The 16395-nt window shown below is 37.8% G+C and carries 21 protein-coding genes; 2 read left to right on the top strand and 19 right to left on the bottom strand.

Features of this window, described 5'->3' with window-relative positions; genetic code table 11:
- Positions 1-39 precede the first annotated feature (39 nt).
- From accC to MKZ14_RS13980, 13 genes are all read right to left on the bottom strand, one after another.
- On the bottom strand, positions 40-1407 hold the full coding sequence (gene accC, locus MKZ14_RS13920) for an acetyl-CoA carboxylase biotin carboxylase subunit (RefSeq protein WP_339280135.1): 1368 nt from the start codon (positions 1405-1407) through the stop codon (positions 40-42).
- 14 nt (positions 1408-1421) lie between these two features.
- On the bottom strand, positions 1422-1928 hold the full coding sequence (accB, locus tag MKZ14_RS13925; protein ID WP_339280136.1) for an acetyl-CoA carboxylase biotin carboxyl carrier protein: 507 nt from the start codon (positions 1926-1928) through the stop codon (positions 1422-1424).
- Positions 1929-2128: 200 nt separating this feature from the next.
- The gene (locus MKZ14_RS13930; RefSeq protein ID WP_016994738.1) at positions 2129-2683 is read right to left on the bottom strand and encodes a SpoIIIAH-like family protein; all 555 of its coding nucleotides are present in this window, start codon (positions 2681-2683) and stop codon (positions 2129-2131) included.
- Positions 2684-3103, bottom strand: a complete 420-nt coding sequence (locus tag MKZ14_RS13935) for a hypothetical protein (RefSeq protein ID WP_339280137.1) — start codon at positions 3101-3103, stop codon at positions 2684-2686.
- 62 nt (positions 3104-3165) lie between these two features.
- Positions 3166-3309 (bottom strand): hypothetical protein, encoded by a 144-nt coding sequence (locus tag MKZ14_RS13940; protein WP_004231124.1) that lies wholly within the window; start codon positions 3307-3309, stop codon positions 3166-3168.
- A 1-nt stretch (position 3310) separates the two neighbouring features.
- Positions 3311-4222: a stage III sporulation protein AE gene (locus MKZ14_RS13945; protein WP_036076558.1), complete on the bottom strand. Its 912-nt coding sequence runs from the start codon at positions 4220-4222 to the stop codon at positions 3311-3313.
- A 12-nt stretch (positions 4223-4234) separates the two neighbouring features.
- Positions 4235-4612 carry a hypothetical protein gene (locus MKZ14_RS13950; protein WP_016994741.1) on the bottom strand — a complete coding sequence of 126 codons (378 nt, stop codon included), beginning with the start codon at positions 4610-4612 and terminating at the stop codon, positions 4235-4237.
- A 5-nt stretch (positions 4613-4617) separates the two neighbouring features.
- Positions 4618-4827, bottom strand: coding sequence for a hypothetical protein (locus tag MKZ14_RS13955; RefSeq protein WP_012295089.1), 210 nt, complete (start codon positions 4825-4827; stop codon positions 4618-4620).
- 90 nt (positions 4828-4917) lie between these two features.
- Positions 4918-5925: a nitronate monooxygenase gene (locus MKZ14_RS13960; RefSeq protein WP_339280138.1), complete on the bottom strand. Its 1008-nt coding sequence runs from the start codon at positions 5923-5925 to the stop codon at positions 4918-4920.
- A 205-nt stretch (positions 5926-6130) separates the two neighbouring features.
- Positions 6131-6688 carry an elongation factor P gene (efp, locus tag MKZ14_RS13965; protein WP_004231115.1) on the bottom strand — a complete coding sequence of 186 codons (558 nt, stop codon included), beginning with the start codon at positions 6686-6688 and terminating at the stop codon, positions 6131-6133.
- 17 nt (positions 6689-6705) lie between these two features.
- A complete protein-coding gene (locus tag MKZ14_RS13970; protein ID WP_016994743.1) occupies positions 6706-7767 on the bottom strand; it encodes a Xaa-Pro peptidase family protein in 1062 nt (353 codons plus the stop codon).
- A 2-nt stretch (positions 7768-7769) separates the two neighbouring features.
- Entirely contained in the window at positions 7770-8204 is a 435-nt protein-coding gene (gene aroQ, locus MKZ14_RS13975) for a type II 3-dehydroquinate dehydratase (RefSeq protein WP_016994744.1), read from the bottom strand.
- Positions 8205-8326: 122 nt separating this feature from the next.
- Complete coding sequence (locus MKZ14_RS13980; RefSeq protein WP_036076551.1) at positions 8327-8752, bottom strand: hypothetical protein; 426 nt, start codon at positions 8750-8752, stop codon at positions 8327-8329.
- A gap of 149 nt (positions 8753-8901) precedes the next feature.
- Here MKZ14_RS13980 and MKZ14_RS13985 point away from each other — a divergent pair, with 149 nt between their 5' ends.
- Entirely contained in the window at positions 8902-9834 is a 933-nt protein-coding gene (locus MKZ14_RS13985; protein ID WP_016994746.1) for a DUF1385 domain-containing protein, read from the top strand.
- 85 nt (positions 9835-9919) lie between these two features.
- Positions 9920-11493 (top strand): IS3 family transposase gene (locus MKZ14_RS13990; RefSeq protein ID WP_128568306.1). Its coding sequence is split into 2 segments (ribosomal slippage): positions 9920-10562 and positions 10562-11493, totalling 1575 coding nucleotides; the frame shifts between segments, so codons are not numbered across the junction.
- Between the two features lie 66 nt (positions 11494-11559).
- Here MKZ14_RS13990 and MKZ14_RS13995 read toward each other — a convergent pair.
- The 6 genes from MKZ14_RS13995 to MKZ14_RS14020 form a co-directional block, all read right to left on the bottom strand.
- The gene (locus MKZ14_RS13995; RefSeq protein ID WP_339280139.1) at positions 11560-12294 is read right to left on the bottom strand and encodes an ABC transporter permease; all 735 of its coding nucleotides are present in this window, start codon (positions 12292-12294) and stop codon (positions 11560-11562) included.
- A complete protein-coding gene (locus MKZ14_RS14000) occupies positions 12291-13013 on the bottom strand; it encodes an ABC transporter A family member (protein ID WP_333005852.1) in 723 nt (240 codons plus the stop codon). Before MKZ14_RS14000 ends, MKZ14_RS13995 begins: the two co-directional genes overlap by 4 nt.
- Positions 13006-13473 (bottom strand): DUF3021 domain-containing protein, encoded by a 468-nt coding sequence (locus MKZ14_RS14005; protein WP_333005851.1) that lies wholly within the window; start codon positions 13471-13473, stop codon positions 13006-13008. Before MKZ14_RS14005 ends, MKZ14_RS14000 begins: the two co-directional genes overlap by 8 nt.
- A 10-nt stretch (positions 13474-13483) precedes the next feature.
- The gene (locus MKZ14_RS14010; RefSeq protein WP_048392281.1) at positions 13484-13924 is read right to left on the bottom strand and encodes a LytTR family DNA-binding domain-containing protein; all 441 of its coding nucleotides are present in this window, start codon (positions 13922-13924) and stop codon (positions 13484-13486) included.
- A gap of 412 nt (positions 13925-14336) precedes the next feature.
- Positions 14337-15263 (bottom strand): alpha/beta hydrolase, encoded by a 927-nt coding sequence (locus MKZ14_RS14015; RefSeq protein WP_339280140.1) that lies wholly within the window; start codon positions 15261-15263, stop codon positions 14337-14339.
- Between the two features lie 986 nt (positions 15264-16249).
- Positions 16250-16387 (bottom strand): hypothetical protein, encoded by a 138-nt coding sequence (locus tag MKZ14_RS14020; protein ID WP_339280141.1) that lies wholly within the window; start codon positions 16385-16387, stop codon positions 16250-16252.
- Positions 16388-16395 lie beyond the last annotated feature (8 nt).

Below are 16395 nucleotides of genomic sequence, written 5' to 3' on the forward strand. Positions count from 1 at the left end.
CCTAACTATAATAGCTAGGAGGTTTAAACTTGCGAACGCTTACTTCACTTTTTCTGCTACACCCAATACATCGTTCTCTTCAAGGAACTTCGTATTGAATTGTGCTGATTTGAAGACGTCATTGTTCATCAAGGCTTGGTGGAATGGAATAGTTGTATTGATTCCAGGACCAGATACTTCGAATTCACTTAAGGCGCGGTTCATTTTCGCAATCGCTTCTTCACGTGTATCCGCATGAACAATTAGTTTTGCTACCATTGAATCGTAATATGGTGGGATTGTATAGCCCGCATAGACAGCAGAATCAATACGTACACCATAGCCACCTGGTGTTATATACGTATCAACAGTTCCTGCTGAAGGCATGAAGTTTTTATAGGCATTTTCTGCGTTAATACGGCATTCAATCGCCCAACCATTTAATTTTATATCATCTTGTGTAAATGGAAGCTTCTCACCAGATGCAATTTTTAATTGTTGTTGTACAAGATCTACACCAGAAATCATTTCTGTTACTGGGTGCTCAACCTGAATACGAGTGTTCATTTCCATGAAGTAGAACTTGTCCTCTTGATAGTCATAGATAAACTCGATTGTGCCAGCACCTTCATAGTTACATGCTTGTGCCGCTTTTACTGCAGCTGCACCCATTTCAGCACGACGCTCAGAAGATAGGGCTGGAGATGGAGCTTCCTCTACTAACTTCTGCATACGACGTTGAACCGTACAGTCACGTTCGCCTAAATGCACCACGTTACCGTAGGCATCTGCTAAAACTTGGATTTCACAGTGACGGAAGTACTCGATAAATTTCTCTAAATATACGCCAGGGTTACCGAATGCTGCAGCAGCCTCTTTTTGCGTAATTTCAATACCTTTTACAAGATCTTCTTCTGTACGTGCTACACGGATCCCTTTACCACCGCCACCAGCAGTTGCTTTGATGATGACAGGGTAACCAATTTTAGCAGCCCATTCTTTACCTGTTTCGATATCTGGCACAATACCAGTACCTGGAACAAGTGGAACACCTGCTGCTTCCATTGTTGTACGTGCAACGTCCTTGATACCCATAATTTTAATAGAATCAGATGACGGACCGATGAATTTAATGCCAGCGTTTTCACACGCTTCAGCAAAATCAGCGTTTTCTGATACGAAGCCATAACCAGGATGGATGCCGTCAGCACCTGTTTTTTCAGCTACGCTAAGTAGTGCTGGGAAGCTAAGATAAGAATCTTTTGATAGCTTCGGTCCGATGCAATAAGCTTCGTCTGCTAACTTCACATGTAATGCGTCAGCATCTGCTTCAGAGTATACAGCAACCGATTGAATGCCTAACTCTTTACAAGCACGAATGATACGCACAGCGATTTCGCCGCGGTTTGCAATTAAAACTTTTTTCATTTGTTTTGCACTCCTTACTCAGCTTTTACAAGGAATAATGGTTGGCCGTACTCTACTAAGTCGCCATCTTTAACTAGAATTTCAACGATTTCCCCTTGCACTTCTGCTTCGATTTCGTTGAATAATTTCATTGCTTCTACGATACATACGATTGTTTCGTCCCCTACTTTGTCACCCACTTTTACGTAAGCAGGAGAATCTGGGTTTGGTGCTTGATAGAAAGTACCGACCATTGGAGATACAATTTTATGTAACGATGGGTCGTTAACTGATGGTGCCGCTGCAGCTGGTGCTGGCGCTTCTTCTTTCGCTGGTGCAGGTGTTACTGCTGGAGCTTCTGCTGGTGCAGATTGTTGTACAACAGGGGCTACTGCTTCTTTTTTAGGTGCTACAGTTTCTGTAACAACAACGTTATTCTTTTTAAGTTTTACTTTTGCGCCATCTACTTCATACACAAACTCGTCAATTGAAGAAGAATCCACTAATTTGATAATTTCACGAATTTCTTGAATTTTGAACATTTCTAACTCTCCTTATGAATTAAAATCTACTACAATAACTATTCTATATTTTTTCGTATCAATTTGAAATAGTTAAATGAAAATTAAGTAAATATGAACAAAATAAAAGGCTTTCCTTTACTAAGCGAAAGCCTTTTCATGAAGCTGATATATAACAACCTTTAATGAATTAACTAAAAATTTATTTTTTTCCCTATTTTTTAATAATTATTTGCACTGAACTTTACTTGCACATCATTTGCGCCTTCCATCTCTGTTTTTACCAGATAAATAATTTCGTTTGCTTGTGCTTTTGACAATTCCTCTGCCATCACTGTCACCGACACTTTTTCTCCCTCAGCACGAACAAACGCATCCGAGTAGCCTAATGATTTAACGAGCATCTCCAGCATAGCTTCCGCTGATTCTCGTTTAATCAGCCCATCCATTTCATTAAATGCCTCATTTTTTTCTTCAGCAGAAGCTTCCTGAGAAGCAATTTTTTGTGTTAACTGTTCACGAAGCTGGCTTCTCTCATCACTAACCTGCATACGCATTTCTTCGAATAAGTGACTTGGTGAAGATACTTCTTGTGTTATATCATTTGTTGCTTTCTGATCTGTAACACCTGTGACAGCTGTTTGTTGTAGTGTATCATCTGTAAAAATAGTAAGACCATTGAATTGCTTTGCTGGATCAACCAAATAATACACTGAAATGACTGCTACTAAACTTAATAATGTCATAAACCAAACTGTTCTTCTACGTACGCGCATTTACTTTTCCTCCTTATTTTCCATTGGAACGATAATAATTCGATGAATCGGTAATTGCATCACTTGACTGACGACAGCACGAATTTCATTTTTCACAAAGATATCGGAAGCACCTTCTGACACAACGAGCATTCCTGTTACGTTTTTCGTGCCTTGCTCAGTCCCTCGAAAATATTGGCTGAATAGTTTATTGGCATCCTGATCATCTGTCATCTCTCCATAATAAAAGTAGACTTTAACCTCCCCAACACCTTGCATTGCCTTCAGTGTTTGCTCAAGTTTTTCTTCATTCGTGAGCGGTGAACCATTGTCGCTTGTTGAATTCGTTTGATACATAGGTAAAATGATGAATATTCCCACGGAGGCAGCTATCAAAATTAAAACCATCAATGACGTTGTTTTTTTTCGTGTCTTTTCCACATCACTTGTACATTGCCTCCTTTCATCTTCTCTTTTTCAAGTGTATGTACGCTTGTTTCTTCCTATGAATTGATAAATGGAATCTTTAATAGCAATTGCAAAAATACTAACGTGATGACCAACTTTGTTAGAGAAATTATTTCCTTATCATCCGTTAGAAACACAAAAATCTGACAGACAAAGAGCAATGCCAATAAAAGAATCAATCTATCTACCCCCTGCCATAACTTGTACGAACACAATGAGGAAAAAACAAGAAAACATAAATGAAAAAGCAATTAAAAATGATACAGCACATAAAGTAAATAGCGATTTGCTAACTTGATCTAGTAGTCTACAAATATCATCAAAGGCAATTGGTTCTAAAATAGCAGCGAGCATTTTCAATGAATAGGCACTGACTACAAGCTGCATGGTTGGGATAAAAGACACCGTAATGACAGCGATAAAGGCACTAATACTTGTAAGAGAAGATGTAAATTGCGTCATATGCTGAAAAATCGAAAAGCTATCCACAATAAAGGAGCCAACAACTGGAATATTTTCTTCAATGAGCTTTTTCACAGGCTCCGCTACAGCCGCATTGACACTAAATGCTGCTACACCGCTTGCGGTCATCAGTAAGACATAGCAAATAACTGAGGCCGACACGATGCTCATAATTGTAAATCGAATCAATTCAGCTATTCGAGTAAAGGATATTTCCTTGACGATCACACTGCATACATCAAAGACAATGGCCAAAAGCACGCCAGGAATAAGCCACTTACTACTGATAATGGTGAGGACTTGTACAAAAAACAGTAAAAAAGGCTGCCAGGAAGCAATCGCTGTAATACTACTGGATAATAAAAAGCTTGATGTAAGAATCGGATAAAATGCTGTAAATAGATGGGCTAGTCCTTGTGCAATTTCATCAATTAATGTAAAGGAGTTGACAACAACAGGACCGATTGTTGCTAAAACGATAAGAAAAAAAAGTATCCTTGTCCCTTTTTCAAACTCTGGTAATAGCATGTTCACAATCAAAATGATGATGACGTAGCTACAAAGCATGAGCGTCATCTTGAGCAAGAGAAAGAATGGGTCGATTAAAAACGATAATATTTGCTCCTGCAATGGCTTCGCTCCTTAGTTTAGCCTTTTTAAAATGGCCGACACCTCCTGTAGAACAGCCAAAAATTCTTTGAACCAATACAGTAAAATTACAATTTTTACTGCAGCAAAAACGATGTTCCCGAGCACTTTATAATTATGTTCTGCCAGAAGCAATGCCACCCACTGCCCGACATAGAACATACTTGCACTGATTAAAATAGCCTTCGCATAAGGTAAAAACGCAAGTGTTTCTAACAGTTGTTTGGCGAAAGGCAATAAAAGTGTCGAGAACAACATGCCAAAAAGCAAAAAAGAAAACATCACACTGATTAGCGCATGGAGTGGCTGTATAACTTCTTTTATCAGCAATAATAAAAGCAGCATGACAACAGCGACGATGACTATTTCCATTTACATTACCCTGAAGAGGTAAGCCACTGGAAGAATGTTAAAATCTCATTAAAGAATAGACGTAAAAATCGAAGTAACTCTGCTGTCATATATAAGTAGGCAATGAAAAAGAGGAAAAATGAAAACTCCTTCTTCCCTGTTTGATCAAAGAAAACATGAAGAAGCGCAACGACTAGTCCCACTCCAGCAACTCTTAATACGTCTTGTAATTCCATTCCTACGCCCCCTCGTGTACAGCAATATATGTCGCTCTACAAAAAAAAAGACCTCTATACAGATGTATAGAGCTCTTCTATGATTAAAAATTATAATAGTTTGCGCACAATGTTTTTGACCGTATCTGTTTGCTGTATAAGATAACTATTTTCACCCATCCACATGGATAAATATTCAGCATTACCTTGCTCTGCACTTTCCTTACGAATGGTAGTCGTTAGATAGTTTTGTAGTGGATAGGGTGCTACTGTCGCATCCTCCATACGTTTCGTGAAATCATTCGCTAAACCTCTTGCTGGCTTCCCAGTAAATGCAAGCGTAATCGTCGTTTGTTGTTCTTTCGATGCCAATACAGCATTTTTATAGAGCGGTGAAATTTCGCATTCATCCGCCACTAGTAAAGCCGTCCCAATTTGAACTGCCTGTGCCCCACTTTCAAGTGCCTTTTGAATATCCTCTTTGGTCACAAGGCCACCTGCAGCTATAATCGGAATCGCAACTTTTCCCACTACTTGTTGTAGTAAGTCATGTAATGGAATTAATTGCAGAGGGTCAATAAAAGAGCCTCGATGACCGCCAGCCTCTCCCCCTTGTAATACAACTGCATCCATCCCTGCTTGTTCCACTAGTATAGCTTCCTCTAATGTCGTTGCAGTACCAATGGTATAGACACCATGATCCTTTAATTGTTTGAGAATAGCTGGAGATGGCAGCCCAAATGTAAATGAACAAATCGCTACCTTTTCTTCAATCACCGCTTGAACCTGTCCTGCAAAAACTTCCTTTGATATTACGCTCTGTACAGGCGATAATCCTAACTCATCATAAAAAGGTTGCAGTGCCATCCGTGCTTGTTGTAAAACCTCGACATCAATTTTGGGTTCCTCTTGCACAAATAAATTGACCGCAAAAGGCTTTGTCGTTAACTTCTTCACTTCTTGAATAAACTGCTTTGTTTGTTCACCATCTAAATAACCTGCACCAATTGAACCTAATAGCCCTGCCTCAGCACAAGCCGCCACAAATTTCGGGGATGTCACGCCTGCCATTGGTGCTTGTATAATTGGATATTGAATATCAAATGTTGTTTGTAGCATACCTTTCACTCCTTACTCTGATTGTAAACAATTCTACCAGTAATGACCATCTATCTGATGATAGAAACTTGATAGTACCTCAACAAAAATTAAATAGTGCTTCTATCTATTATCACATTAAATGAACGATTTGACAGTATATGTATAAGAAAAAAATAAAAACCTACTCTTTAATCCAAAAGAGTAGGTTGGCTATTATTGGGCATTATGCACGAGAAACGTAAGAACCTTCATCTGTGTTAATGATTAAAACGTCACCTTGGTTAACGAAGAATGGTACTTGTACGATTAGACCTGTTTCAAGAGTAGCAGGTTTTGTACCGCCAGAAGCTGTATCACCTTTGATTCCTGGTTCTGTTTCTGTTACTTCTAATTGAACAGTGTTTGGTAATTCAACACCTAACATTTCACCTTGGTAAGATTGAATATGCACTTCCATGTTTTCTTTTAGGAATTTTAATTCATACTCAATAGCAGATGAAGCTAGTTCAGTTTGCTCATATGATTCCAAGTCCATAAATACATGCTCGTCACCTTGTGCATATAAATATTGCATTTTACGATTATCGATTTGTGCCTTTTCAACTTTTTCACCAGCGCGGAATGTTTTTTCATTCACTGAGCCGTTTCGTAGGTTACGTAATTTAGAACGTACGAATGCAGCACCTTTACCTGGTTTCACGTGTTGGAAATCTAACACGCGGTATAATTGGCCATCAACAATAATTGTTAGACCTGTACGGAAATCGTTTACTGAGATCATTTGTGTTCCTCCAAAGTTTATAAAATAATGAGTTCTTTTGACGAATGTGTAAGTAGTTCATTACCCGTTTCTGTGATTAAAATATCATCCTCGATACGGACACCACCGATTCCAGGTAAGTAAACACCTGGTTCAATCGTCACGGCCATACCTGGCTCTAGCACTGTATCAGAACGCATCGATAAGCCAGGGCCTTCATGTACTTCAAGACCAATACCGTGTCCTAAAGAATGACCAAATGCTTCGCCATATCCTTTTTCTTTTAAGTAGTCACGTGCAATCGCGTCCGCTTGAATGCCTGTTAATCCAGGACCCACTTTTTCAAGTGCTAACAGTTGAGAAGCAAGGACTGTATTGTACATATCTACCAATTTTTCAGATGGTTCTCCCACAGCCACAGTACGTGTAATATCCGAAATATAGCCATTATAAAGCGCACCAAAGTCTAATGTAACAAAGTCGCCTTTTTCAATCACTTTATTCGTTGCAACGCCGTGTGGTAATGCTGAACGAAGACCAGACGCAACAATCGTGTCAAACGAAGACTGAGTTGCTCCTTGTTTACGCATGAAAAATTCTAATTCATTCGAAACCTCAAGCTCGGTTTTACCAGGCTTGATGAAGCCTAAAATATGTGTAAATGCGTGATCTGCAATTTCACACGCAGCCTTAATAATATTAATCTCTTGTTCCGTCTTAATCAAGCGAATTTTTTCAATTAGCCCAGAAATCGGCACTAAATCTGCTTGGACCTTCGATTTATACAGTTCATAAGTGCCATAGCTTACAGTATCTTTCTCAAAGCCCAATAATTTGATACCCATATTATTTACTTGAGTAGCTATTTCTTCAATAATTGTGGCTTCATGCTTGACAATACGGAAGTCCTGGATTTGTGCAGCAGCCTGCTCTGTATAACGGAAATCTGTAATAAATACAGCATCATTTTGAGACACAATTGCTACGCCTGCTGTCCCTGTAAAACCTGTCATATAGCGACGGTTGTACCCATTCGTTATTAAAATACCATCGATGCTTTGTTCTTGAAGTGCTTTACGTAGCTTTTGTAATTTCAACATAATCAATTCTCCCTCTCGATAAATGTACGTAGTGCCAGTTCATAGCCTTTCGTACCTAGTCCGCAAATTTGACCAAGGCAGGCCGGAGCAAGATAGGAATGATGTCGGAAAGCCTCACGTTTGTGGATATTGGAAATATGTACTTCGATAACCGGCACAGAAATACCTGCTATCGCATCATGTAACGCGATGCTTGTATGGGTATATGCACCAGGATTAAAGATAATACCATCATATTTTTCGTCCTCTGCTTCATGCACCCAATCTATTAGTACCCCTTCATGATTGGATTGACGAAATTCAACTGTAGCACCTAAAGAAGCCGCAAGATTTTGAACATTTTCGCGAACATCATCCAATGTTTCATGTCCATAAATATGTGGCTCTCGTTTACCAAGTCGATTTAAGTTAGGTCCATTCAAACATAATAACTTCACGCTTCTATTCGCCTCTTTCTATGTACTTGCCATTTATTTTATCATACACCGTGCATTCAGCAACTAATTTCAACTAGTGGTGCCATAAATATCCCCTTAAACGAAGGGGATATTTTGTACCTTTAATTTTGTTTTTGTGCCGTATGTTCCCTCTGATGGAAATTGGCGGTTTCCAGCAAGAAACGTAATAAACAAATGACGATCACCATAAATGGAATCGACAGTTTTTTAAAAGACGTAAGTTGTAATGGCAAATCTAAAGCAATCCACTCCAATGTGATGGTCACCAAAAGACCTAATAAAAGGGAAGAAAAGACAGCCGGGATGATATATACATAGCGCATAGTCATGTATAAAAATAAGCCGATAATAAATAGTAGAAAAATAAAAAAGGTCCATTGAAATAATTTGGAGCTTTCTTCAAACCAATTCCATTTTTTATAAAACCCTATCGGATGCCATTTAATGAGATGGAAATAATGTAAACCCTTTAAGCACAGCGCTAAAACAAGCGCGTTGACAAGTGCTGTAATCGTCGCTACTTTCACTATATACCTCCTTTATGCATACTAATCATTTCCTAAAATGTACGATTAGTGTAGCCATATAGAAAATTTACTATGCGTAACGGTAGAGGTTTTTCACTAAATTTAGTACAATGGTACAGTTGAAATATATAAAGAGAGTGGTGTTAGCCTTGAGCAATTCACCTGTATACGGGGGACAAGCACAATTAGAAGGTGTGATGTTCGGAGGAAAGGAACATACTGTTACAGCCATTCGACGTAACGATGATTCCATTGATTATTATCATTTCAAAAAAGTACAAAAACCTTTGTTACAAAAGCTTAAAAAAATTCCATTTGTACGAGGCGTTGTCGCGCTAATTGAATCCGCTGGCTTAGGTTCTCGTCACATGCAATTTGCTGGGGATCGTTATGATGTGACACCTGGGGAAGAGGAAGATCATAAAGAAGAAGGCTCTAAACTTCAAATGATACTGGGCGTTGCTGTAGTAGGTATTCTTTCCTTTTTATTTGGAAAATTTGCCTTTACATTAATTCCTGTTTTTATAGCTGATTTTTTCTCAAAATGGATTGAAGGAAAAACGGGACAAATTTTACTGGAAAGCGGTATTAAACTATTATTACTGCTAGCCTATTTATATTTTATCTCGTTAACGCCCCTCATTAAACGAGTTTTTCAGTACCATGGTGCAGAGCATAAGGTGATTAATTGCTATGAGGCTGGCTTAGACATTACCGTAAAAAACGTCCAAGCTCAATCCCGCCTACACTATCGTTGTGGCAGTAGCTTCATTCTATTCACAGTGTTCGTCGGCATGTTTTTATATTTCTTTGTGCCTACAGATCCACTGTGGCTTCGTATTTTAGATCGTATTCTATTAATTCCTGTTGTTTTGGGTATCTCATTTGAAGTCTTACAAGCAACAAATGCTTGTCGTAATATTCCAGTGCTACGCTTCCTTGGCTACCCAGGCTTATGGCTACAATTACTAACAACCCGTGAACCAAAGGACGATCAAGTAGAAGTAGCGATTGCTTCCTTTAATATGCTACGCCAAGTAGAGCAGCAACCTGAAATTGCTGCAACATTAAATCATGATTAATAAAAAAGGCAGCCCAACGTGATATGCTCCCCATTAGGTAGACAGATTAAAAAATAAAATCTGTTTATCTAAGGGGAGTTTTTTCATGGCTCGAAGTAAGCATACAATTGAAGTGAAATTAAACGTTCTTCATTTATTAAATGAAGGCTATTATTCTATCAACGAATTATGTGAAAAATTCTTAGTAACTAAGCAAACTATTCAAATTTGGAAGATTAAATATGAAGTACACGGAGTAGAGGGACTTATCGAAGCAACCTCTTGGACGAAGTATTCCAAAGAATTAAAACTAGAAGCGGTAGAAGATTATCTTAAAGAAAGGTTAACTTTACTGGAGATTCTCGCTCAATATAAGATTAGCAGTATCTCTGTTTTAAAAAGCTGGGTGAAAAAGTATACTAGTCATAGTGAAATAAAAGATTCGGGTAAAGGAATGAGCCAAACTATGACTAAAGGAAGAAAGACAACGTTTGAGGAACGTATTCAAATTGTCAACTACTGTTTAAAGAGCCAGAAAAATTATCAATTAGCAGCACAAGCCTATGATGTTTCGTATCAACAGGTATACCATTGGGTGAAGAAATTTGAAGCGACTGGTGAAGAGGGATTACGTGATCATCGCGGTCGAACAAAAAATGAAGTTGAATTAACAGCCGAAGAAAAATTAAGGTTAGAAATCAAACGAATCGAGCGTGAAAATGAGCGCTTACGTGCTGAAAATCTATTTTTAAAAAAGTTAGAGGAAATCGAAAGGAGGAGTCACTAAGCCAAATTCGCTTACAACAACGCTATTTAGCAATTCAAGAATTACACCAAGAGGAGAAACTTGCGATTCTTTTATTATGTGAAATCGCGGGTGTTTCGCGCGCTGCTTACTATAAGTGGCTAAGTCGCAAGCCATCTAACAGAGAAGTTGAAAATGAAGCCATTTCAAAGGATATTGATCTCCTTTACCACCAAGTAGATGGCATTTACGGCTATCGTCGTATGACGTTGACAATCAATCGTCAACGAAAAGAAAATAATCAAGCGACGGTTAACGAAAAGCGTATTTATCGTTTAATGCAGGTGAGTGGATTGAAGTCCGTTATTAGGCGAAAGAGAAAGCCTTATCGTAAATCCCCAGCACATCATGTGGCGGAGAACGTATTAAATCGGGCATTTACCTCGGAAAAGCCAAATGAAAAATGGTGTACAGATGTCACAGAGTTTAAGTATGGAAACGGGAAAAAAGCTTATTTAAGTGCAATTATCGATTTATATGATGGTTCAATTGTAAGTTATGTGTTCGGTCATTCGAATAATAATTCCCTTGTTTTCAAAACAATAAAATCAGCTATTCAATCATTACAATCAGGCGAGCAGCCATTAATACATAGTGATCGAGGTTTTCAATATACATCGAAGGGATTTAAACGAATTGTGGAAACAGCCAATATGACACAAAGTATGTCCCGTGTTGGTCGATGTATTGATAACGGACCAATTGAATCATTTTGGGGCACATTGAAGTGTGAGAAGTATTATTTGCATAAGTTCGATTCATATGAAGAGTTAAAACTAGCGATTGATGATTATATTCATTTTTATAATTACTATCGTTATCAGAAACGATTAAACGGCTTGAGTCCTTTAGAATTCAGGGCTCAAGCCGCTTAATACATTTTTTATTATTTCCACTGTCTACTTGACAGGGAGCAGTTCAACGTCGGAGCTGCCTTTTTTTCATGTTGTACTGCCTTGCATTTTCTGCTTAAACATAAAGATGGCGAGAATTGTCATAATTATTGTATAACCAATGACAATAATAAGTGAATAAAACACATTAGCATACTCTGCATGTAAGATATCCCTAGCTACATTGACTGCGTGCATGAAAGGTAAAAGTTGCGCAATCTTTTGAAATGTTCCACCAATCATATCTAATTCGAACCATGTTCCACTTAACCAAGTTGTCACATTAACAAAGATGGCAAATATCCCTCCTACCTGCTTATCTGTAAATAATGTCCCAAATAATAATCCACAACTAATATAGAGTGGTGAAATTATTAGAAGTACAAGAATCATAAAGAGGATAGACTTATTAAATGGCAACCCTAAAAACATGGCGGTAGCTAAACAAACAAAAATTTGTAGCAGAGCTATTGGTAGTAAAGGTATCATATACCCTAAAATGTAATCAGCGGCAGACAAAGGAGAAACAAAAATCCTCATTAAAAAGGATGAACTTTTATCTTTTCCTAGTAACATTCCTGAAAACAGTGTGAGAAAAGAAAAACTAAATACAATGACGCCCGGTGTTAGGTTATTCATTTCATATAAAGCAAATGGCATATTTTTTTGCATAACAGAAAATAAGCCCAATAAAAGAATTGGTAAGCCTATACCAAATAATAAAGTGATTGGATCACGGACAATCTCTTTATGATTCCTTGTTGCAAACGCAGCTACCCTCACAATAACGCCTCCTCTGTTTTTTCCAAGAATACCTCTTCTAAAGAATGCTTGCCTGTTTCACTGATCAATTGTTGGATCGTGCCTAGTGCACATATTTGCCCATGATGCATAATTCCTACACGATCAGCTAAAGCCTCTATCTCCTCCAAATAATGGGAGGTCAAAATAATCGTGACATGTCCTTTTAAGTGCTTCAATATGTTCCATACATCATTCCTTGCCCGTATGTCCATCCCTAAAGTCGGTTCATCGAGGAACAATACCTTTGGGTTTGACATTAAAGCCATTGCTACACTTAAACGACGCTGGTAGCCGCCAGATAGTGTCTTAGCCTTGTCATGCTGATATGGTGTCAGTCCGAATAAGGCCATTTTGTCATATACTTGTTGTTGTGCTTTTTCTTTTTCGTAGCCATAAATCTGACTGAATAATAATAGATTTTCATATACCGTTAAATTAGGCGCAATGGCCGTTTCTTGAGGAGAAATATTAATAACTTGTTTTACAGCCTGTGTATTTTGCACAATGCTTTTTCCATCTATTGTGGCATCCCCATCTGTAGGTGAAAGGAGCCCACACAACATTTTGATTGTGGTTGTTTTGCCAGCACCATTTTGTCCTAAAAGAGCGAAAAGTTCACCTTGATGGATTTGTAAATTTAATTGATTAACGACTATACGCTCTTTATAAAGCTTTGTTAAATCTCTTATGTTAATCATCCTGCTCTTCACCTCGATTGGTAAGAATCGCATTAATTTTTTCTATGTCACGTTGTGAAAATCTATATTGTAAAACCCATGTCACAATATAAGTTCCGAGAAAGCTGGATACGAGAGAAAAAATATTAGCCATCGTTTTTGGCATCCATAGTAGCGTTACAATCGGTATCCAAATCATTGCCGTTATGAAAAAGTGGACGAAATATTGCTTCAACATTCCCCAGCTAGCCATTTCAAAAATAAGTGCAGCAAGAGCAAAGGTAATGCCAATAACACCCGTTAATAGAATTTGAGTAATTATTGCACTTATTTCATCTGTAAAGTAAGCACGAAATTCTGGCACCACCCAAACATATTTTCCTTGCCCTATGCCCATTGATACAAAGAATTGCACAATTTGTCCCATCACTATACCGATCAAAAATCCACCAATAATACGTGTTAAAATGTCTTTTCGCATATTTATCACCTCAGATTCCTAATTGCTTCTTAATTTTGCTTACATAACGCCTAGAAGCGTATGTTTTCGTGCCATTCTTCAATTCAACTCCGATTGTACCTGTTCTACTAATGTCCATATGCTTGATCATGTAGCGATTGACTATTTCAGCATTTGAAATACGGAGAAACATTTGAGGATTGAGCTTTTCCTCCAGCTCATAAAGACGCAAACGTACCGTATAAACACCGTGAATGCTCTGGACACAAACCTTTTTTTGCTCTGTATAAATACGCACGATCTCCTTACTATCGATCAATTCAACGCCTTTATGGGAGAAAGCTAATAAAGTGCTTTCTGCTGTCGTAGTAATAATTTGCATAAGATGCTCAATGTCATCAGTCATTTTATCTGTGAGAATGATTACTTTGGGTTCTTTATATGTAGGGTCAATCGATATTTCCACCTTCATATGATCACTGTCCTTTCTACGCCTCACTATAAATTTTTCCATATATGTTGTAAATGGATTATCGACAACTGGTCGTTATCAAGGAATAAGTGGTCAATCTAAAAGATTTTTTTGAACGATAAAAAACACCCCTCTAGATAGGGCTATCCAAAGGGGTGAAACGTACAACTTAGCTTACTTAGAATGTTTTTTACTTACTATAAAGGCTGTAAAAATACCCATCATATTCAGGAGCTTTTAAAATATTGGAGGTAAGCTCTAATGATTGATTAAATTTTCCCAAATCAATTGCAGTGATTGAGTGTTTTGAGACACTTTTATTTTTCAAACATCTACAGATAAATAAACCTTGCTAAAAATGTACATAGAAAAAAACGTATTTTGAATGGCTCAAAACACGTTTTTCTGTGAATTATTTACTTAGGGTATTGATAATCTTCTGTTGCGCATCCACTGCCTCAGGGATCGGCATCACAACAAACACATGATTCATCTTAGGATAAACAAAGGTATTGATTGCAACGCCTTGTTCTGTTAGCTTTTCATCAAACTGTATTGCATCTGGATATAAGCTTTCGTGGGACCCAATAAAATGAGTAATCTTGCCAACTACTTGAAAATCGCCGTAAATTGGACTAATTATTGGATCCTTTAGAGCTTTATCAGCTGCCCATATTTTTGTTATGACTTCCATTCCTTCACTAGCTAACATGGGATCGTTTTCTTCATATTCCTGAATAAGTGGATTTTCTAAACTCATATCAACACATGCCGACAATAAAATAATATCTTGTGGTTGAGGCAGACCGTCTCGCTTCAACAGTTGAATTAGACCAAGTGCTATATTTCCACCTGCTGAATCTCCTATAATGGTTAATTGATTGGAGCTTTCAATAGATGCTAGAATCTCTTTATATAAGCTGAGCATCTTTGGGTACGTATCTTGATAGCTAAAATGAGGGACTTTTGGATAGATAGGCGCAATAACTTTTGCATTTAAGGCTTGTGCCATTTTATCCATGAACAACCAGTGTAAATTTAAAGGTTGATTCGTCCAAGCTCCACCATGAATATAAAGAATCACCATTTGTGATGAAGACTTTTGGTCATTTAAAATAAAAACCTGCATATCCTCGAATGTTTGCTCCTTCAAATCGCTTAAAAGATTGACATCCTCCCCAATCACATAGGGGTGAATATTTTCTGTTCCTCTTTGCTTAATAAATTGTTGAGCATTTTCAATACTAGAAAAGCTCTTTTTATTACTTTGTGAAAACAATAATTTTTCAAATTGCACACTCTCTACAGATCGTTCTCCATTAAAAATTTCTATACTCATGTTTTTCTCTCCTTTTATTGTTCATTCTGTTTCCAAACATGTAATGATTAATAAAGTGATGTGCCAAACCACTAAAACTGAGTATCGACGATGGTAAAATGCATCTTTTTAGCGAACTTTATTTTAATTCCACATTTTGAACAATACTCCTTCCAAAATCTATCATCAAATAAAAGACCTTCCTGTTGTAATCCCTAAATGTAAAGAGCATTGATTGTGCTGTATATAAAAAGCTGCCATTTTGAAACAAAATGACAGCTTTCATGTTGTTGAAAAAAGATGATGTCAACAGCAGAAAAAGTAACTTCGCAAGGTGAGAGGTTGATTTCCGTTCCGCCAGCGTCCTTTCCAGTGGGCGTCCGATGAGCCGCTTCACTCACTTCCGTTCGCTGCAGGGTCTCATCTGTGACGCTAAATCCCCTAGGAGTGACGCTGGCTCCACTCCAATCAACTATTCTGCAAAATGTCTTTACTTTTTTCATAGTAGTGGAGCGATCAAATCGCCCATTATCTATATTCTTAGAGGGTTATTTTCAATGTGGAGATGTGATGCTTGACAACACCACTTCATAAAGAGTAGTGAACACCTTCAATTTACTAAAAAACTTTCGCTAAAAAGGTAACACTTTGGTGGGTTGGAGTGGAAGGCTACTTGACTCCCGTGGGATAGAGAGACAGGCGAGCCACTAAACGGAGCGGTAGCGGAGGAAGCGGCTTGGCGGTCGCCCACAGGAAAGCAAGTAGCTTGCAGCGAAATCCATTTCTACCTTTCAATTGACTGTTTTATTTTTCAACACTAAGAAAGCTGCCTTTTTGAAACAAAATGACAGCTTTCGATTAGGTATCTGTTCCCTCAAACCTACCGCTATATTATTGGAGGTGGATTTGATAATGGCGAGTAACTATACCTATCCCATTTTCTAACCTCTTCCACTCTGTGAATGAGGTTAATCAATTTTGTCTTGCTAACATGTAGATAGTTAAGATTAATTATCCTGAAATAATTCATCTACTTCTTCTGATAAAATTTCTACCTCATCTTCTAAATTTGGAAATAGCGCTTGATTTGCCTCATCATCTATTGCTTTATGTTTTTGCTTGTCTATTATGTGGAGTTCCATCATTCAGAGGT

Origin of the sequence: Lysinibacillus sp. FSL P2-0066 (assembly GCF_037969495.1) — a bacterium.
GTDB lineage: Bacteria > Bacillota > Bacilli > Bacillales_A > Planococcaceae > Lysinibacillus > Lysinibacillus boronitolerans.

Bases quoted from the DNA above. Each gene is read 5' to 3' on its own strand.
- accC (WP_339280135.1), bottom strand. From the start codon at position 1,407: ATGAAAAAAGTTTTAATTGCAAACCGCGGCGAAATCGCTGTGCGTATC.
- accB (WP_339280136.1), bottom strand. From the start codon at position 1,928: ATGTTCAAAATTCAAGAAATTCGTGAAATTATCAAATTAGTGGATTCT.
- MKZ14_RS13930 (WP_016994738.1), bottom strand. From the start codon at position 2,683: ATGCGCGTACGTAGAAGAACAGTTTGGTTTATGACATTATTAAGTTTA.
- MKZ14_RS13950 (WP_016994741.1), bottom strand. From the start codon at position 4,612: ATGGAAATAGTCATCGTCGCTGTTGTCATGCTGCTTTTATTATTGCTG.
- MKZ14_RS13955 (WP_012295089.1), bottom strand. From the start codon at position 4,827: ATGGAATTACAAGACGTATTAAGAGTTGCTGGAGTGGGACTAGTCGTT.
- MKZ14_RS13960 (WP_339280138.1), bottom strand. From the start codon at position 5,925: ATGCTACAAACAACATTTGATATTCAATATCCAATTATACAAGCACCA.
- efp (WP_004231115.1), bottom strand. From the start codon at position 6,688: ATGATCTCAGTAAACGATTTCCGTACAGGTCTAACAATTATTGTTGAT.
- MKZ14_RS13970 (WP_016994743.1), bottom strand. From the start codon at position 7,767: ATGTTGAAATTACAAAAGCTACGTAAAGCACTTCAAGAACAAAGCATC.
- MKZ14_RS14000 (WP_333005852.1), bottom strand. From the start codon at position 13,013: ATGATTAACATAAGAGATTTAACAAAGCTTTATAAAGAGCGTATAGTC.
- MKZ14_RS14005 (WP_333005851.1), bottom strand. From the start codon at position 13,473: ATGCGAAAAGACATTTTAACACGTATTATTGGTGGATTTTTGATCGGT.
- MKZ14_RS14010 (WP_048392281.1), bottom strand. From the start codon at position 13,924: ATGAAGGTGGAAATATCGATTGACCCTACATATAAAGAACCCAAAGTA.
- MKZ14_RS14015 (WP_339280140.1), bottom strand. From the start codon at position 15,263: ATGAGTATAGAAATTTTTAATGGAGAACGATCTGTAGAGAGTGTGCAA.
- MKZ14_RS14020 (WP_339280141.1), bottom strand. From the start codon at position 16,387: ATGATGGAACTCCACATAATAGACAAGCAAAAACATAAAGCAATAGAT.